This is a genomic window from Streptomyces sp. NPDC048636, assembly GCF_040650655.1.
Lineage (GTDB): Bacteria > Actinomycetota > Actinomycetes > Streptomycetales > Streptomycetaceae > Streptomyces.
In genome coordinates this window covers 98,062-114,307 of the sequence record NZ_JBEZHR010000019.1, presented here as the reverse complement: position 1 = coordinate 114,307, position 16,246 = coordinate 98,062, and the positions used below count along the sequence as shown (strand labels likewise).

At 72.8% G+C, this 16,246-nt stretch carries 15 protein-coding genes; 5 read left to right on the top strand and 10 right to left on the bottom strand.

Annotation, left to right across the window (positions count from 1 at the left end):
- Nucleotides 1-4: 4 nt before the first annotated feature.
- Nucleotides 5-1,204: a glycosyltransferase gene (locus AB0C66_RS33115; RefSeq protein ID WP_362447299.1), complete on the bottom strand. Its 1,200-nt coding sequence runs from the start codon at nt 1,202-1,204 to the stop codon at nt 5-7.
- An 80-nt stretch (nt 1,205-1,284) separates the two neighbouring features.
- Between AB0C66_RS33115 and AB0C66_RS33110 the strand changes: the two genes are divergently transcribed.
- The gene (locus AB0C66_RS33110; RefSeq protein WP_362447219.1) at nt 1,285-2,082 is read left to right on the top strand and encodes an aspartate/glutamate racemase family protein; all 798 of its coding nucleotides are present in this window, start codon (nt 1,285-1,287) and stop codon (nt 2,080-2,082) included.
- 75 nt (nt 2,083-2,157) lie between these two features.
- Nucleotides 2,158-2,721, top strand: a complete 564-nt coding sequence (locus AB0C66_RS33105; protein ID WP_362447216.1) for a hypothetical protein — start codon at nt 2,158-2,160, stop codon at nt 2,719-2,721.
- Nucleotides 2,722-2,802: 81 nt separating this feature from the next.
- Here AB0C66_RS33105 and AB0C66_RS33100 read toward each other — a convergent pair whose 3' ends face one another.
- On the bottom strand, nt 2,803-3,825 hold the full coding sequence (locus AB0C66_RS33100; RefSeq protein ID WP_362447213.1) for an O-antigen ligase family protein: 1,023 nt from the start codon (nt 3,823-3,825) through the stop codon (nt 2,803-2,805).
- Nucleotides 3,826-4,023: 198 nt separating this feature from the next.
- On the opposite strand from AB0C66_RS33100, the gene AB0C66_RS33095 reads away from it, so the two are divergent.
- The 3 genes from AB0C66_RS33095 to AB0C66_RS33085 all read left to right on the top strand — a co-directional run bounded on the left by AB0C66_RS33095 (nt 4,024) and on the right by AB0C66_RS33085 (nt 7,520).
- A complete protein-coding gene (locus AB0C66_RS33095) occupies nt 4,024-4,512 on the top strand; it encodes an NUDIX domain-containing protein (RefSeq protein WP_362447210.1) in 489 nt (162 codons plus the stop codon).
- Between the two features lie 114 nt (nt 4,513-4,626).
- Nucleotides 4,627-5,424 (top strand): 3-hydroxybutyrate dehydrogenase, encoded by a 798-nt coding sequence (locus AB0C66_RS33090; RefSeq protein WP_362447207.1) that lies wholly within the window; start codon nt 4,627-4,629, stop codon nt 5,422-5,424.
- 116 nt (nt 5,425-5,540) lie between these two features.
- Entirely contained in the window at nt 5,541-7,520 is a 1,980-nt protein-coding gene (locus AB0C66_RS33085; protein ID WP_362447204.1) for a GAF domain-containing protein, read from the top strand.
- A gap of 78 nt (nt 7,521-7,598) precedes the next feature.
- Here AB0C66_RS33085 and AB0C66_RS33080 read toward each other — a convergent pair whose 3' ends face one another.
- The 8 genes from AB0C66_RS33080 to dhaK all read right to left on the bottom strand — a co-directional run bounded on the left by AB0C66_RS33080 (nt 7,599) and on the right by dhaK (nt 16,108).
- Entirely contained in the window at nt 7,599-9,053 is a 1,455-nt protein-coding gene (locus tag AB0C66_RS33080; protein WP_362447296.1) for an MFS transporter, read from the bottom strand.
- 122 nt (nt 9,054-9,175) lie between these two features.
- Entirely contained in the window at nt 9,176-9,859 is a 684-nt protein-coding gene (locus tag AB0C66_RS33075; RefSeq protein WP_362447201.1) for a helix-turn-helix domain-containing protein, read from the bottom strand.
- 204 nt (nt 9,860-10,063) lie between these two features.
- Nucleotides 10,064-11,422: a cytochrome P450 gene (locus AB0C66_RS33070; protein WP_362447199.1), complete on the bottom strand. Its 1,359-nt coding sequence runs from the start codon at nt 11,420-11,422 to the stop codon at nt 10,064-10,066.
- A 23-nt stretch (nt 11,423-11,445) separates the two neighbouring features.
- Nucleotides 11,446-12,369 (bottom strand): terpene synthase family protein, encoded by a 924-nt coding sequence (locus AB0C66_RS33065; RefSeq protein WP_362447196.1) that lies wholly within the window; start codon nt 12,367-12,369, stop codon nt 11,446-11,448.
- Complete coding sequence (locus tag AB0C66_RS33060) at nt 12,366-13,445, bottom strand: polyprenyl synthetase family protein (protein ID WP_362447193.1); 1,080 nt, start codon at nt 13,443-13,445, stop codon at nt 12,366-12,368. The genes AB0C66_RS33065 and AB0C66_RS33060 overlap by 4 nt, the downstream gene beginning before the upstream one ends.
- Before the next feature lie 564 nt (nt 13,446-14,009).
- Complete coding sequence (gene dhaM / locus AB0C66_RS33055) at nt 14,010-14,426, bottom strand: dihydroxyacetone kinase phosphoryl donor subunit DhaM (protein ID WP_362447190.1); 417 nt, start codon at nt 14,424-14,426, stop codon at nt 14,010-14,012.
- Nucleotides 14,423-15,055 carry a dihydroxyacetone kinase subunit DhaL gene (gene dhaL / locus AB0C66_RS33050; protein ID WP_362447187.1) on the bottom strand — a complete coding sequence of 211 codons (633 nt, stop codon included), beginning with the start codon at nt 15,053-15,055 and terminating at the stop codon, nt 14,423-14,425. The genes dhaM and dhaL overlap by 4 nt, the downstream gene beginning before the upstream one ends.
- 60 nt (nt 15,056-15,115) lie before the next feature.
- Nucleotides 15,116-16,108: a dihydroxyacetone kinase subunit DhaK gene (gene dhaK / locus AB0C66_RS33045; RefSeq protein ID WP_362447184.1), complete on the bottom strand. Its 993-nt coding sequence runs from the start codon at nt 16,106-16,108 to the stop codon at nt 15,116-15,118.
- Nucleotides 16,109-16,246 lie beyond the last annotated feature (138 nt).

Below are 16,246 nucleotides of genomic sequence, written 5' to 3'. Positions count from 1 at the left end.
GCCGTCAGGGCGCGGCGCTGGGACGGGCGTACGTGCGCCCCTTCCAGGCCGCGCCCCGCCCGCGGTAGTGCCGCAGCGCCGAGTCCACGGTCATCAGCAGATAGAGAAAGGCCGTCAGGGGCAGCAGCGGCGCCAGCCACAGGGTCTGCCGGTAGTAGCGCAGCATCGGCACATACGTCCCGGCCATCAGCGCCCACGCCGCCGCGCCCACCGCGAGGAGGACGGCGTTCCCGGTCAGCACCCCGGCGCAGACGGCGGCGGGCGGTCCGAGGTACACCACCGCCAGCCCGCCGACCGTCGCCGCCAGCAGCAGCGGATTGTGGCGCAGCTGGGCGTACGCGCTGCGCGCCACCATCCGCCAGAGTTCGCCGAGCCCCGGGTACGGCCGGACGCTGTCGACCCGTTCGGCCAGCCCCAGCCAGATGGCGCCGCCGGACCGCTTGACCGCGCGGGCCAGTGCCACATCGTCGATGACGGCCTGCCGGATCGCCTCCGGGATCCCGGCCCGCTCGGCCGCCTCCCGGCGCAGCAGTACACAGCCGCCCGCGGCCGCCGCGGTACGCGCCCCCTTCCGGTTCACCCACCTGAAGGGGTACAGCTGACAGAAGAAGTAGACGAACGCGGGCACGATCAGCCGTTCCCATCCGGTCGTCACCCGCAGCCGGGCCATCTGGGAGACCAGGTCCAGCCGGGCCGTGGTGGCCGCCCGCACCAGCTCCCGCAGCGAATCCGGCTCATGGGCGATATCCGCGTCCGTCAGCAGCAGATACTCGGCGGCACCGGCCCCGGCCCGCTCCCGCGCCGCGGCGAGCGCCATCCCCTGGCGTACCGCCCACAGTTTGCCGGTCCAGCCGGGCGCCGGTTCACCGGGGGAGCCGACGGTCAGCGGCAGTCCGCCGTACCGGTCGGCCAGTTCACGGGCGAGTTTGCCGGTGCCGTCCGAACTCCCGTCGTCGATCAGGAAGATCTCGGCCGGTCCCGGGTAGTCCTGGGCCAGCAGCGAGGGCAGGCTCACCGGAAGCACGGCGGACTCGTCCCGGGCGGGCACCACGACGGCCACTGAGGGCCAGTAGCCCGCTTCCCCGGCGGAGGCTTTGGACTCCGGCGGGCCGGTGCGGGGCAGCCGGACGTCGGTACGCCAGAAGAACCCCTGGCCCAGCAGCAGCCACAGCCAAGCGGCCAGCGCCGCGGCGGCGATCCACATCAGCTCGCTCACCCGCCGCAGTCTGCCCCAAGCGGTGCCCGGACGCCGGGCCGACGGGACCGATCCATTAAAGTGACCGGGTGAAGATCGCGCTTATGGACTCCGGACTCGGCCTGTTGGCCACCGCCGCCGCGGTGCACCGTCTGCGGCCCGACGCCGATCTCGTCCTCTCCTCCGACCCCGACGGCATGCCGTGGGGGCCGCGCACTCCCGAGGACGTCACCGAGCACGCGCTGGCCTGTGCCCGCGCCGCCGCGGCCCACCGCCCCGATGTGCTGATCGTCGCCTGCAACACCGCGACCGTCCACGCGCTGCCCGCGCTGCGCGCCGAGCTGGAGCCCGCGCTGCCGGTCATCGGCACGGTGCCCGCGATCAAGCCCGCGGCGGCCGTGGGCGGTCCGATCGCCATCTGGGCCACGCCCGCCACCACCGGCAGTCCTTACCAGGAGAACCTGATCCGGGAGTTCGCGGCCGGGGTCGAGGTGACCCCGGTGGCCTGCCCGGGGCTCGCCGACGCCGTCCAGTACGCCGACTCCGCCGCCATCGACGAGGCGGTGGCGGTCGCCGCGGAGCGCACCCCGCGCGAGGTGACGACCGTGGTCCTCGGCTGCACCCACTACGAGTTGGTCGCCGACCGCATCCGGACGGCCGTGCAGCAGCCGGACGCCCCCTCCCTCGTCCTCCTCGGATCCGCCGGGGCCGTCGCCGCCCAGGCACTGCGCCGGATCGGCGCCGATCCGCTGCCGACCGACCGGCCCGCCCCGGCGCGCGGTGGGCTCACCGTCCTGCTCAGCGGCCGCGAGGAGGAGCTGCCCCGGGAGGCGCTGGCGTACCCCGAGGGCACGCTGCTGGCGCCCGTCAGCACAGTCCGCGGCTGATCGAAAACCCGCTCTCACCGGCGGAAACGGTGTGATCTGGTGCCGTGGTAGCGGAACGTGAGTACCCTGCCATCTATGAGGCACCACCACCAGCAGCACGGGAAGCAGACCCTGTCCGGGGAGCCGCCCGCGGTCTGGACCGGGCGTGCGCACAACCGTGTGCAGTGGGTGCTGGCCGCCGCGGGCGCCGCGTGTCTGGCGCTCGGTGTCGACCTCGCCGTCGCGTCCCCCTGGGGCTCCGGTATCGCCCCGCTGCTGATGTCGGTGATCGGCTGTGTCGCCGCCGGACTGCTGATGCTGTTCGGCACCATCGCCTTCGTCCATGTGGCGGTCCGGATCGACGCGGAGACGCTGGAGATCCGCTGCGGCCATATGGGGCTGCCACGGCGCCGCATCCCGCTGAGCGATGTGGTCCACGTCGATGTCGCGTCCCGGGTCACGCCCTGCCAGTGGGGCGGCTGGGGCTACCGCTGGCGGCCCGAGAAGGGTACGGCGGTGGTGGTGCGGCGCGGTGAGGGCCTGGTGGTCCGCCTCGGGGACGGACGCGTCTTCACGGTGACGGTGGACGAGGCGGAGACGGCGGTGTGGGTGATCCGCCAGCGGCTGCGCATGATCGCGAAGCCGCCTTCACAGGTCTGACGCCCGCCGGCGTGCGCACCCTGGCCCGCTCCTGGTCCTTCCCGGGCGACTGTCCGGCCGTCCTGACCCCGTCCTGACCCGCTACGGAGGCGGCGCCGGGGCATGGTCCACGCGGCTTGCCGTGGCCAGTCCGGCGAGCAGTCCCGCACCCGCCGTCACCTGCGGAAAGCTCAGCGCGTTGCCCAAGGACGCCTCGACGGCCAGGGCCGTCAGCGCCGCCGCGGCCGTGAGCACGACCGGGGTGGACCGGGGTGAGCGCCACAGCGCGTAGAGCATCCAGCCGAAGGCCGCGCCCAGCAGGGCCACCCCCGGCAGCCCCTCACCGGCGGCCTGCTGCAAGGGGGCCGAATGCGGGGTGGTCCGCGGATCCGGCGCCGCCATGGCGGTGGGGCTCAGCTCGGTGAAGCGGTCCGGGCCCGCCCCGCGTACCGGGTTCTCCCCGGCGATCCGGGCGGCGTCCTGCCACAGCCCCACCCGGTGCTCGGTCAGCTGCGCCCGCAGCGCGGGCGGCAGTCCGCCCGGGACGGCGTTGGTCGCCACCGCCCAGCAGCCACCGACGGTGACCGCGGCGACAAGACCCAGACCGGCCAGACCCAGCAGCCGGTGCCGCAGCCGGGCGGCGGTGACCGCGCACAGCAGGACGGCGGCGGCCGCCGCCCCGCCCGCCGTTTTGCCGCCCACCACGGCAGTGACCGTGATCGCCAGGGCCAGCAGCCAGAGAGCCGAGCGCAGCAGGACCGGCCGCGCCGCCCAGGCCGCACAGCAGGCCGCACCGGTGGCCAGGGTCCACTGCGCGGCGGCCGCGCCCTCGTGGCCGGGCAGCCCCTCCAGCGTGGTGCAGGCCAGACCGAACCCCGCGAGCGCGGCGCCCGTCGTGGCCGCGACCGGCAGCAGCGATCCGGCGATCCGGCCGCACGCGTATCCGGCGGCCACCGCCAGCACGGCGAGCAGCACCCCCTCGGGGCGGGCCATCCGTCCCATGGACGCGATGAGTGCCCATACGGCGCAGCCACCCAGGACCGCCGCGCCCGCGATATCGGATGTACTGCCGCGGGCCGGTCTCTCCTGCCCCTGCACGACCGGTCCCAGCACTGAAGACGTCATTCCGCCGACCCCCCGTCGTAACGGCACCGCCGCCGCGGCCGGAGACCGGGCGCGGGCCATCACACCGGGAACGGTAGCGCTTGTACTGAGGTATGTGTATATCGTGCGCAGAAACCATGTGTCAGTGGTGAAGCGGACACCGTACGCGGGGGTGTGACCGCCGGGGCGTCGCCCCCGTTCGCCCGATACCCTCGGCCCATGGCGATCCCCGACTTCATCCGTGACCTCCGGGCCACCGCGGGCCGACAGCTGCTGTATCTGCCGGGCGTGAGCGCGGTCGTCTTCGACGACGAGGGCCGGGTGCTGCTGGGCCGCCGCGCCGACAACGGCCGCTGGGTGATCATCTGCGGTATCCCCGAGCCCGGCGAACAGCCCGCCGAAGCCGTGGTGCGCGAGGTGTGGGAGGAGACCGCGGTGCGCTGTGTGCCCGAGCGGATCGTTCTCGTCCGCACCCTGGCTCCGGTGACCTATCCCAACGGCGACCAGTGCCAGTTCGTGGATGTCTGCTTCCGCTGCCGGGCGGTGGGCGGCGAGGCGCGGGTGAACGACGACGAGTCGCTCGAGGTCGGCTGGTTCTCGCTCGACGCGCTGCCCCCGATGGAGGACTTCTCCATGACCCGGATCAAGCAGGCGCTGGGTGACGGACCGACCTGGTTCGAGCCCGTCGCCGCGGAGCGACCGGAGTAGTGACCGGAGCGATCGGGGCGACCGGGGCGATCGGGGCGATCCCCATCGGCGGGCGCCGAAGTATGTGGCCCCGCCACATCGGTCCGGGCGCGGACGCTGTCTAACCTGCCGCGTATGAGCGCCGCCACCCCCTCAGCTCCGCCACCCGCCGTTCTCGATCTGACCGGGCGTACCGCCCTGGTCACCGGCGCCGCCGGGGGCATCGGCCGGGCGTGCGCGCTCCGGCTGGCCGCCGCGGGCGCCACCGTGCGCGCCGTCGACCTGGACGCCGAGGGGCTGGCCCGGCTGGTGGCCGCCGCCCCCGCCGGGCCCGGCACCGTCGAGGCGTGGGCCCTGGACCTGACCGACCTCGACGCCGCGGAACGGTCCGCCGCGGGCAGCGACATCCTGGTCAACAACGCCGGGCTCCAGCTCGTCCGCCCCATCGAGGACTTTCCGCCCGAGGTCTTCTCCCGGGTGCTCACGGTGATGCTGGAGGCCCCGTTCCGGCTGGTGCGGGGCGCGCTGCCGCATATGTACGGACAGGGCTGGGGCCGTATCGTCAACATCTCCTCCGTGCACGGCCTGCGCGCCTCCCCGTACAAGGTGGCGTATGTGGCCGCCAAACACGGGCTCGAGGGGCTGTCCAAGGTGGCCGCCCTGGAGGGCGCCGCCCACGGGGTGACCTCCAACTGCGTCAACCCCGGCTATGTGCGCACCCCACTGGTCGAGCGGCAGATCGCCGACCAGGCCGAGGCCCATGGGATCTCCCCGGAGCGCGTGGTCAGCGAGGTGCTGCTCGCCGACGCGGCGGTCAAGCGGCTCGTCGAACCGGAGGAGGTCGCCGAGGCCGTCGCCTATCTGTGCGGGCCGCACACCTCCTTCGTCACCGGCGCCTCGCTCACCATGGACGGCGGATGGACCGCCCACTGAGCGGACGTCCGCCCACCGGGCTCCCGTCCGCAGCGCTCCCCTCCCGGCCGCCGGAGGGCCGTCCGGTACGTCCACCCGCTGGCGCGGCCGCACCCGGCGGGAGTATCCCTGTGACCATGGCCGACGATCAGCCGGAGAACCCGTACCTGGAACTGCTGGCGCGTGGCGCGCCCGCCGAGGCGTATGAGCGCCCGGTGCTGCGGGCCCGCGCCGACAAGGCCCCGGCCGAGCGGCTGGCGGCCCTGGAGCGTGCCAAGCTGCTGGCCCTCCGCGTCCGCGGTGAGCTGGAGGGACGGCGCCGCCGCGAGGCCGAGCTGTCCGCGCTCTTCGAGACCGCGCACGACCTCGCAGGGCTGCGCGATCTGGACGCGGTGCTCCAGGCCATCGTCCAGCGCGCCCGCTCGCTGCTGGGTACCGAGGTCGCCTATCTGACGCTCCACGACCCGACCGCCGGGGACACCTATATGCGGGTCACCGACGGTTCGGTCTCTGCCCGCTTCCAGCAGCTGCGGCTGGCCATGGGGGAGGGACTCGGCGGGCTGGTGGCCCAGACCGCCCGCCCCTATGTGACCGACAGCTACTTCGACGACCCGCGTTTCCAGCACACCCACTCCATCGACGCGGGGGTCAAGGACGAGGGGCTGGTCGCCATCCTCGGGGTGCCGCTGCTGCTCGGCAGCGGTGTCATCGGGGTGCTGTTCGCCGCCGACCGCCGGGCCCGGGTCTTCGAACGGGAGCAGATCTCGCTGCTCGCCTCGTTCGCCGCCCACGCGGCCGTGGCGATCGACACGGCCAATCTGCTGGCCGAGACCCGTACGGCGCTGGCCGAGCTGGAGGCCGCCAACGAGATCATCCGGGACCGCAGCGGGGTCATCGAGCGGGCCTCCGACGTCCATGACCGGCTGACCGAACTGGTGCTGCGCGGCGGCGGGGTGCACGATGTCGCCGACGCGGTGGCCGAAGTGCTCAGCGGGACGGTGGAGTTCACCGAGGCCGACCGGGCGCCCGCGGCCGCCGTGGACCGGTCACGGACCGACGGCCACGCGGTCCGGTACGGCGAGGACTGGATCGCCGCCGTCTCCGCGGGCGGCGAACTGCTCGGCGCGCTGGTGCTGCACGGCCATCCCGGGCTCGACCCGGTGGACCAGCGCACCCTGGAACGGGCCGCGATGGTCACCTCGCTGCTCCTGCTCGCCCGGCGCTCGGCGGGCGAGGCCGAACAGCGGGTGCGCGGTGAACTGCTGGACGACCTGCTCGACGCCCCCGACCGCGAGCCGCGGCTGCTGCGCGAGCGTGCCATCCGGCTGCGGGCGGATCTGGACGCGCCCCATGTGGTCCTCGCCGCGGGCCTCGACACGCCCGCCGCGCCCGCCGCGTCCGGTACATCCGGTACATCCGGTACATCCGGTACATCCGGTACGGATCCGGGCGGTGACGCGCCCGCCGACGAGGCCGCCGACCGGCAGCGCCTGGTGTCCGCCGCCTCCCATCTGGCCGCCACCGGGCACGGTCTGGCCGCCGCCCGCGACGGCGGCACCGTGCTGCTGCTGCCCCTGGCCGAGGGCGACACCGCCGACGCGCTGGCCCGGCGGACCGCCCGCCAACTGGGCACCGCGCTGCACGCTCCGGTCACCGTCGGCGCCTCCGCGCCGGTGGCCGGACCCGCCGCCCGCCCCGCCGACGTCGCCTCCGGCTACGCCGAGGCGCGCCGCTGTCTGGCCGCCCTGCGAGTGCTCGGCCGGGCCGGACAGGGCGCCGCCGCCGAGGACTTCGGCTTCCTCGGACTGCTGCTGGGCGGTACCCGCGACGGCGCTCCGGACGCCGCCCGGGTCCAGGACTTCGTCCACCGCACCATCGGCGCGGTCCTCGACTACGACACCCGCCGCGGCACCGACCTGGTACGCACCCTGGACGCGTACTACGCGAGCGGGATGAGCCCGGCCCGGACCAAGGACGAGCTGCACGTCCACGTCAACACGGTCGCCCAGCGGCTGGAACGGGTCGGGCGGCTGCTCGGCCCCGACTGGCAGTCGCCGTCCCGCGCCCTGGAGATCCAGCTCGCGCTGCGGCTGCACCGGCTGATATCGGCCCGCTGAACGCGTCACGCGACGCACGCGACGCACGCGACGCACGCGGGCCCCGGAGCCGCCGGGGCCCGCGTCCGTACGCCCGCCCTACGGCGCCGGGGCCGAACGGGGCGTGCGCTCGGCGGGGTCCGGCGCACCCGGGGCGGCGCGCGGTCCGCCGGGTGTGGTCGGCTCGATCCGCGCCAGGTCGCGGTCCCGGGTCTCCTGGGCCACGCCCACCGCCACCAACGTGACCAGCGCCGCCGCGATGACATACAGCGCGATGGGGGTGGCGCTGTCGTAGTCGGCCAGCAGCGCGGTGGCGATGAGCGGGGCGGGGGCACCGGCCGCGACCGACGAGAACTGCGCCCCGATCGACGCCCCCGAGTAGCGCATCCGGGTCGCGAACATCTCGGAGAAGAAGGCCGCCTGCGGCGCGTACATCGCCCCGTGGAAGACCAGCCCGACGGTGACCGCGAGCAGCAGCGCCCCGAACTCCCGGGTGTCGATGAGGAGGAAGAACGGGAAGGCCCAGGCGCCCACGCCCGCCGCCCCCAGCAGATACACCGGACGCCGTCCGATCCGGTCCGACAGCGCGCCCCACGCCGGGATCACCGCGAAGTGCACGGCGGACGCGATCAGTACGGCGTTGAGCGCGGTCTGCTTGCCCAGGTCCACCTGGTCGGAGGTGGCGTAGACGAGTACGAACGCCGTGATCACGTAGTAGCTGATGTTCTCGGCCATCCGGGCGCCCATGGCGATCAGCACATCCCGCCAGTGGTCGCGCAGAACGGCGACCAGCGGCAGCTTCTCGGCCGCGTCCGGCCGCTGCCCGTCCGCCGCCTCGCGGGCAGCCGCCTTCCGGGTCTCCGCCTTCCGGGCCTCCGCCTGGGCCAACGCGGCCTGGAAGACCGGCGATTCATCGACAGAGAGACGAATCCACAAGCCGACCAGGACCAGCACGCCCGACAGCAGGAACGGCACCCGCCAGCCCCAGGACTCGAACGCGGCGTCCGACAGCAGCGCGGTCAGCGCCGAGAGCACACCGGTGGCCAGCAACTGCCCGGCGGGCGCGCCGGTCTGCGGCCAGGACGCCCAGAACCCGCGCCGTCGCGCGTCGCCGTGCTCGGACACCAGCAGCACCGCGCCGCCCCACTCACCGCCGAGCGCGAACCCCTGGACCAGCCGCAGCGCGGTCAGCAGCACCGGCGCGGCCGAGCCGACCGTGGCATGTGTCGGGAGCAGCCCGATGGCACAGGTGGCCCCGCCCATCAGCAGCAGACTCAGGATCAGCAGTCTCTTCCGCCCCAGCCGGTCCCCGTAGTGGCCGAAGACCAGTGCTCCCACCGGCCGCGCGGCGAAGCCGACCGCGTAGGTCAGGAACGACAGCAGGGTGCCGACGAGCGGATCGGAGTCCGGGAAGAAGAGCTTGTTGAAGACGAGTGCGGCGGCCGATCCGTAGAGGAAGAAGTCGTACCACTCGATGGTGGTGCCGATGAGGCTGGCGGCGACGATACGGCTCAGTCGGGCGGGGGCTGGCGGAGCGGGCGCGGCCATGGACACCACTTCCGTAACGGTGGGCGGGGACGTCGATATCGCCACACCGTAGGAAGGCGCAGGTCAGGGGCGTATGTGGTGGGACACCACAGTTCGCCGCCGGGATGTGCGCCCGGCGGACATGACGGCTAGTGGTCGGTGCGCCCCTGGCGGGGGCGGCGGGGTCGGCCCAGATGGCTGACGGCGGTCGCGAACTGCTCCGGGGTGAGCGACGACGCCGGGAGGGGCCCGGCCCCCTCGGGGCGCAGCCCGTCGAGGAGCATGGCCAGATAGCGACGCCAGGCCGAGGGGGCCGCGGCCGCGGCGCCGGGGATCGTACGGCCCAGCATGATGGTGAGGAAGAGGAAGTCCTCGGCGGTGATGTCGTCCCGAACCGCCCCTTCCTTCTGGGCGCGCTGGAGGAGGAGGCTGATGGTCTTGCGGTGCTCCGACCGGAGGCTGTCGAGCGAGGGGACGCCCTGGACGGCCGTGGTCATCAGGTCGTTGGTGCCCCGGTCGGTGACGAGCAGGGTGAAGATGCGCTCGAGGTAGGCGGTGAGCCCGCCCCAGGCGTCGACACTCTGCCGGGCTTCCAGCGAGGCCCGCAGTATGTCCCTGAGAGACTCGCCGAAGACGGCTTCGATGAGCTCGGCCCGCCCGGCGAACCGGCGGTAGAGGGTGGCGCTGCCGACTCCGGCACGCCGGGCTATGTCATCGAGCGGTGCGTCCACGCCCTGATCGGCGTAGATTTCCCGGGCCGCTGCGATCAGCATCTCGCGATTGCGCTGCGCATCCCTGCGCAACGGAGTCGCCTTGTTCACACGGTCGCCCATGAGCGGAAACCCTAACACTAAGCGGGGAATTCTCTCCGGTTCATGTTTGAATTCGCGGGAATGGGGAACCGCCCCCATTTGCCATGGCCGGAGAGGGAAGTCGGAAAGGGAAGTCGGAGAGTTAAAGGGGAGGGGAAGGAGCCGGATCGCGGCAGGGGCCCGCCGCGGCCCGTGAGATGGTGCCAGCCCGTTGTCAGCCCGTTGTCATCGCGGCTCCGGAACCATCGCGAGCGGGCCGGGGGTGAGACTCATCTGCGGCCGCGGGCGGAGCCTGGTGCCGGGCACGGGGCGCAGCCGCCAGCGGCGGGCCACGGTGGCCAGCGCGAGCGTCGCCTCCGTCATACCGAAGACATCCCCGACGCACTTGCGGCTTCCGGCGCCGAACGGCAGATAGGAGCCGCGCATCAGGTCCTTGGCCCGCTCCGGCAGCCAGCGGTCGGGGTCGAAGCTCCCCGGCCGGGGGAACACCCGGGCGTCGCGGTGCAGTACGTAGGGGCTGATCAGCACATCGGACCCGGGTGGCAGCAGCCGCCCGGCCAGTTCCGTGCTCTCGGTACTGGTGCGGGTGATGATCCAGGCGGGCGGGAACAGTCGCAGCGCCTCGATGAACACCCGCTGGGTGTGGGCCAGTCGGGGCACATCGGCATGGCCCGGGGTCCGCTCGCCCACCACCGCGTCGACCTCGGCGTGCAGCCTGGCCTCCGCCGCCGGATCGCGGCCCAGCAGAAACCAGGTCCAGGTCAGGGCGGCGGCCGTGGTCTCGATCCCGGCCAGCAGCAGGGTCAGCACCTGGTCGTGGACCTCCCGCTCCGACAGCCGCTCCCCGGTCTCCTCGTCCCGGGCGGCGAACAGTGCCGACAGCAGATCGCCGCGGTCGCCGCCGGTGGCCCGGTAGTCGGCGATCAGCCGGCCGATCCGCCGGTGGAGCCGGGCCAGGGCCGTTTCGAAGGCGCGGTTGGCCGCGAGCGGCAGCCGGGCGACAAGTCCGGTGGGGTCGATCGCCCGGTGGTACGCGCCCTGGACGACGGTCCGCAGACAGTGCTGGACCTCGGCCACGGCATGCGGCGCCAGATCGGTGGTGAAGAGCGCCCTGGCGGTGATCCGGGTGGTGAGCGTCTGCATCTCCCGGCCGATGTCGATGGCCCGGCCCGCGGTCCACGATCCGGCCACCGCCGCGCACTCGTGCCGCATCACCTCGGCGTAGCCCTCGATCCGGGCGGTGTGGAACGCGGGCTGCACCAGCCGCCGCTGGCGTCGGTGGTCCGCCCGCCCGGCGGTGATGAGGCCATTGCCGAGGATCTGCCGGGCCTTGCCCTTCACCGGGCCGCCGCTGTCGTAGACCCGTCCGTTGCGCAGCACCCGCTGGACCAGCTCCGGATGGAGCGGGAGGTGGACGCGTTGCGGGCCCAGCCGGAGTTCCACCAGATCGCCGTGGGCGGGCAGGGAGGCCAGGAAGCCCAGTGGCCGCCGGGCCAGTTGTGCGGCGTGGCCGATCAGCGGGAGCCCGCCGGGGGCCCTCGCGACCCGCCAGTCGCGGGTGACCGTGCGCTGCGCGGTCCTCATGCGGAGTCCTTCCTGCGCGGGCCCTACTGGATACGCGAGTTGACGTGGTTCACGGCCGCCCGGTAGCGCGCGCTGCCGACGGTCCAGAGGAAGTTGCCGTACAGCAGATCCAGCAGGATGTCACGGCTGATCTCGTCGAACATCCCGATGCACCGGATGTCCTCGGCGATGTCGTCCAGCCGGTCCTGGAAGAACTTCTCGAAGGCGGCCGGGTCGGAGACGTCGCACAGCAGGAAGCAGTTGGCGATCTGTCCGAGGGAGACCTCGCGGTCATAGGAGTAGAAGTCGTTGACGACGGCGAGTCCGCGGGTGGTCATCCGGGCGGCAAGACCCGTCTTGGCGTGCTCGGTGAACTCCCGGTGCCGGTAGACGGGATAGGACATCCTCATCCAGAAGTCGACGCCGACGTCGGTGACCCGGAAGCGGAAGTACTGCTCCAGGGAGGTGCCGCAGAGCGCGGCCTTGAGCGGGGCGTCACGGAACATATGGTCGCTGGTGACGAAGGCGCGGGCGGCCTCGTAGGCGAACCAGGCGTCCTCCTCGGCGTAGTAGCGCTCACAGATTCGGCGCAGCCGGGGCAGGAACAGCTCGAAGTCGTGCAGGGCGGGGTCCATATCGTCCCAGACGAACGTCACGCAGTTCAGCACGCAGACGGCCTTGAACGCCTCCATGTCCCGCAGATGGCGGGTGCTCTGGGACCGGCACACCACCTCCAGATACGAGATCCAGCGCTCGTCCGAGACGGTCGCCCCCAAAGGGGCCACGGCCGCGTTGCACGCGGTGATGACCTCGCGCAGCTCGTCCGGGGTCAGTGCCCGGGGGACCGGCCGGTGGCCGATCCGCCCGGCGAACAGCTCGGCGAACCGGCGGGTGCAGTCCTCCCGGTACGGGCGCAGGCCGGCCGCGCCGAGGGCCGCGGGCCCGGGCTTCAGGAGGTCGGTGGTCATGAGGTCCTCACCGTGGCCAGCCGGGCCAGCCGCCGCAGCGCCGCGACCGCGTCCGGGGTGAACGGGGCGGTGTCCAGGGCGTCCAGGGCCGCTCTTCCGCGGTCCTCGATCATCCGCTCCACCGTCTCCCGGGCTCCGGTGGCGTCGAAGACGTCCCGGACGATGGCCGCCTGCTTCTCGTCCAGCAGTGGATCGCCGAGCAGTTCGCGCAGCTGGGCGTCCTGGACGGGGTCGGAGGCGCGCAGTGCCAGCGCGGTGAGGGTGGTGTTCTTGCCCGCGCGCAGATCGTCCAGCGGGGACTTGCCGGTCGACTCCGGTGTGCCGTACACCCCCAGCAGATCGTCCCGGAGCTGGAACGCCTCGCCGAGCGGCAGGGCGTAGCGGGTGAGGGCGTCCATGGCCTCGGGCCCGGCGCCCGCGACGGCGGCGCCGATGTGCAGCGGGCGCTGCACGGTGTACGTGGCGGTCTTGAAGCGGTTGACGGTGAGGGTGGCCTCGACATCGTCGGTGAGCACGCCGGTGGCCTCGAGGTCGAGGAACTGACCGAGCATCACCTCGGTGCGCATCGTGGACAGCGGTGGCAGAACGGCGGCCAGCTGTACCGGGGTGAGACCGGCGGTGTGCAGGATCTCGTCCGACCACAGCAGGGCGAGATCGCCGAGCAGCACCGCGCCGTTGACCCCGGACCGCTCGATTCGCTCCGGTTCCAGATGGGCGGCGCCCAGCGCGCCCAGGGTGCGGTGCATCGTCGGACGGCCGCGGCGGACCGGGCTGTCGTCCATGACGTCGTCGTGGAGGAGCGCGAAGGCGTGGAACATCTCCAGACCGGCGGCCACGCGTAACACCGGGCCCGGGTCGCCACCGCCGCCGACGGCCCGCCACCCGGTGACACACAGCAGCGGCCGAATCCGTTTTCCGCCCGACAGGAATTCCGCGAGCAGCCCGGAGAGCGAGGGCAGCCGGGGATGTGCCGGTCCACGGGACTTGGCGGCCAGAAAGTCCTCGAGTACGCGCTCCACCGCACCGCGCACGGCATCGGTGTCCAAGAAGTCGGGGCTGAGCGTGGGGGTGGTCACCAGGCCGGCTCCTCCACATCTGAATGTGAAATCGGGGGTCGAGGCAGCGGAAAGAAAACATGCGGAAGCCAGCGGAATCCGCGAATGGCGGTTCGCCGTACGGTCGGTGCCGGGCCCTGTTACGGACGCGCTGTTACCTGCCGCATTCCCCAGGGCGGCCGGTCATCGGCCGGAATGCCGCGTGCTGTTCGTGGCCGCTGGTCAGGCGCGTACGGAAACAGTTGGACCACCGTGGTCGCGACATTCTCGAACGCGGTGAGGGGGCCCACTGATATGCGCCCATGAATTCCCCTTGAGTGCCGCCGAACTGCCCACTCGGACGTGCGCATTCTAGTCACATCTTCGACAGAATCGGAAGAGTGTTCTTTCGGTTACGGCACCTTGGTGCTCAAAGCGGAGAGAAGTCCCCGGGTGTGGGAGGTAAAAGGAGACCGGCGCGCAAAAGCGCGCCGGTCGTCGGTGCGGCGCGGAGTGATATCCGGTCGTGCGCCGGTCGGCGCCCCCGGGCGCCGCGTGGCCCCCGGGGGCGCCGAACCGGGGGCGACCTCTCCCGATCCCGCGGTCTCAGACCTTGCGGTAGTCGTACGCCTCCGAGGCCGCCTGCGCGACCGCGTCCACATCCGCGCCGGTGGAGGCGGTGACCACCGCCGCGACCGCGCCCTCCACCAGCGGGGCGTCCACCAGCCGGGAGCCCTGCGGCAGTTCGTCGCCCTCGGCCAGCAGCGACTTCACGGCCAGCACCGCGCTGCCCAGGTCGACCAGGACCGCCACCCCCGCGCCCTGGTCCACCGCGTGGGCCGCCTCGGTGATCAGCTCCGGGCTGGTGCCCAGCCCGCCGTCCGGGTTTCCCCCGGCGGCGCGTACCGGGGTGTCGGCGCCGCCCGCCAGTCCGGCCGCCATCTCCGCTATGGATTCGGCGACCGCCGCGCTGTGCGAGACCAGCACGATGCCGACCCGCTTCTCCTGGGTCTCCTCGCTCATCGGGCGGCCTCCGTGAGGGCCGCGACGATCAGTGCCGACGAGGCGGCGCCCGGGTCCTGGTGGCCGATGCTGCGCTCGCCCAGATAGCTGGCCCGGCCCTTGCGGGCCAGCATCGGCGCGGTGGCCAGCGCACCCTTCTCGGCGGCCTCGGCCGCCGCCGCGAACGAGCCGCCCTGGGCCAGTTCCTCGACCGCGGGGAGGAGCGCGTCCAGCATCGTCTTGTCGCCGGGGGCGGCACCGCCGAGCTGGGCCACCGCATCCACCCCGGCCCGCAGGGCGTCCGTCAGCTGCTGGGGGGTGATCTCCTCGGCGTCGCCGAGCGCCTTGCCCGCCCGGCGCAGCAGTGTGCCGTACAGCGGGCCGGAGGCGCCGCCGACCTTGGAGATCAGCTGGCGTCCTGCCAGGACGAGAGCGGCACCGGGGGAGCCGGGCCGCTCCTTGTCCAGCGCCTCGGCCACGGCGGCGAAGCCACGCTGCATATTGGTGCCGTGGTCGGCGTCGCCGATCGCGGAGTCCAGCTCGGTGAGCCGGGCGGCGTCACGGGTCACGGACGCGGCCGCGGCGGTGAGCCAGCGGTGGAAGAAAGGGGTGTCGAGCACGTGTTCGACGGCGGGTTCACTGCTGGACACAGACGCCTCCTCGGTCGATAGCGAACGGCGACAGCGTACGTATGGGGGCCGGCCGGCCCGTCAGCAGCCCCACCGCAGTCCGGCGGTCCGTACGGGTGCGTCCCACAGCCGCAGCAGTTCCTCGTCGGCCTGGCAGAGGGTGATCGAGGCCCCGGCCATGTCGAGTGAGGTGACGTAGTTGCCGACGAGCGTACGTGCCACCGCGACCCGGCGCTCGCCGAGCACCCGGTGCACCTCGGCGGCGAAGCCGTACAGCTCCAGCTGCGGGGTCGCGCCCATCCCGTTGACGAGGAGCAGCACCGGGCTGTCCGGGCGCAGGTCCTCCAGCACCACGTTCACCGCGTAGTCGGCGATCTCGCGGGAGGTCATCATGGCCCTGCGCTCACGGCCCGGCTCGCCGTGGATGCCCACGCCCAACTCCAGCTCACCGGCCGGGAGGTCGAAGGTGGGGCCGCCCTTGGCGGGGGTGGAGCAGGCGCTCAGCGCCACTCCGAAGCTGCGGGAGAGCTCATTGACCCGGCGGGCGAGGGCCTCCACTCCCTCCAGCGGCATGCCCTCCTCGGCGGCGGCGCCCGCGATCTTCTCCACGAACAGGGTGGCGCCGGTGCCGCGGCGGCCCGCCGTATAGAGGCTGTCGGTCACCGCCACATCGTCGTTGACCAGGACCTTGGCCACCTGGATGCCCTCGTCCTCGGCCAGTTCGGCGGCCATGTCGAAGTTGAGGACGTCACCGGTGTAGTTCTTCACGATGAACAGCACGCCCTTGCCGCTGTCCACGGCGGCCGCGGCGCGCACCATCTGGTCCGGTACGGGTGAGGTGAAGACCTCCCCGGGACAGGCCGCGTCCAGCATCCCGGGGCCCACGAAACCGCCGTGCAGCGGCTCGTGCCCGGAGCCGCCGCCGGAGAGCAGGGCCACCTTGTCGGCGACCGGTGCGTCCCGTCGGACGATCACGCGGTTCTCGATATCCACCGCCAGCTCGGGATGGGAGGCGGCCATTCCGCGCAGGGCGTCGGAGACCACGGATTCGGCGACGTTGATGAGCATCTTCATGGGTGTGTCCGTCCTCCGCCGGGTGGGGGCTGTTCACCGCTCAAACAGCCTACGGATCCGGCGCTGACATGGCACCCCTTGGGCGTTGAGCCGAACGGCCTAATAGGCCGAAAAAGGTACATAGGCATCATATGGTGC

Coding starts and splice junctions, on each gene's coding strand:
- AB0C66_RS33115 (WP_362447299.1), bottom strand. CDS start 1,204: ATGTGGATCGCCGCCGCGGCGCTGGCCGCTTGGCTGTGGCTGCTGCTG.
- AB0C66_RS33105 (WP_362447216.1), top strand. CDS start 2,158: ATGAGGCACCACCACCAGCAGCACGGGAAGCAGACCCTGTCCGGGGAG.
- AB0C66_RS33100 (WP_362447213.1), bottom strand. CDS start 3,825: ATGACGTCTTCAGTGCTGGGACCGGTCGTGCAGGGGCAGGAGAGACCG.
- AB0C66_RS33095 (WP_362447210.1), top strand. CDS start 4,024: ATGGCGATCCCCGACTTCATCCGTGACCTCCGGGCCACCGCGGGCCGA.
- AB0C66_RS33090 (WP_362447207.1), top strand. CDS start 4,627: ATGAGCGCCGCCACCCCCTCAGCTCCGCCACCCGCCGTTCTCGATCTG.
- AB0C66_RS33085 (WP_362447204.1), top strand. CDS start 5,541: ATGGCCGACGATCAGCCGGAGAACCCGTACCTGGAACTGCTGGCGCGT.
- AB0C66_RS33075 (WP_362447201.1), bottom strand. CDS start 9,859: ATGGGCGACCGTGTGAACAAGGCGACTCCGTTGCGCAGGGATGCGCAG.
- AB0C66_RS33070 (WP_362447199.1), bottom strand. CDS start 11,422: ATGAGGACCGCGCAGCGCACGGTCACCCGCGACTGGCGGGTCGCGAGG.
- AB0C66_RS33065 (WP_362447196.1), bottom strand. CDS start 12,369: ATGACCACCGACCTCCTGAAGCCCGGGCCCGCGGCCCTCGGCGCGGCC.
- dhaM (WP_362447190.1), bottom strand. CDS start 14,426: ATGAGCGAGGAGACCCAGGAGAAGCGGGTCGGCATCGTGCTGGTCTCG.
- dhaK (WP_362447184.1), bottom strand. CDS start 16,108: ATGAAGATGCTCATCAACGTCGCCGAATCCGTGGTCTCCGACGCCCTG.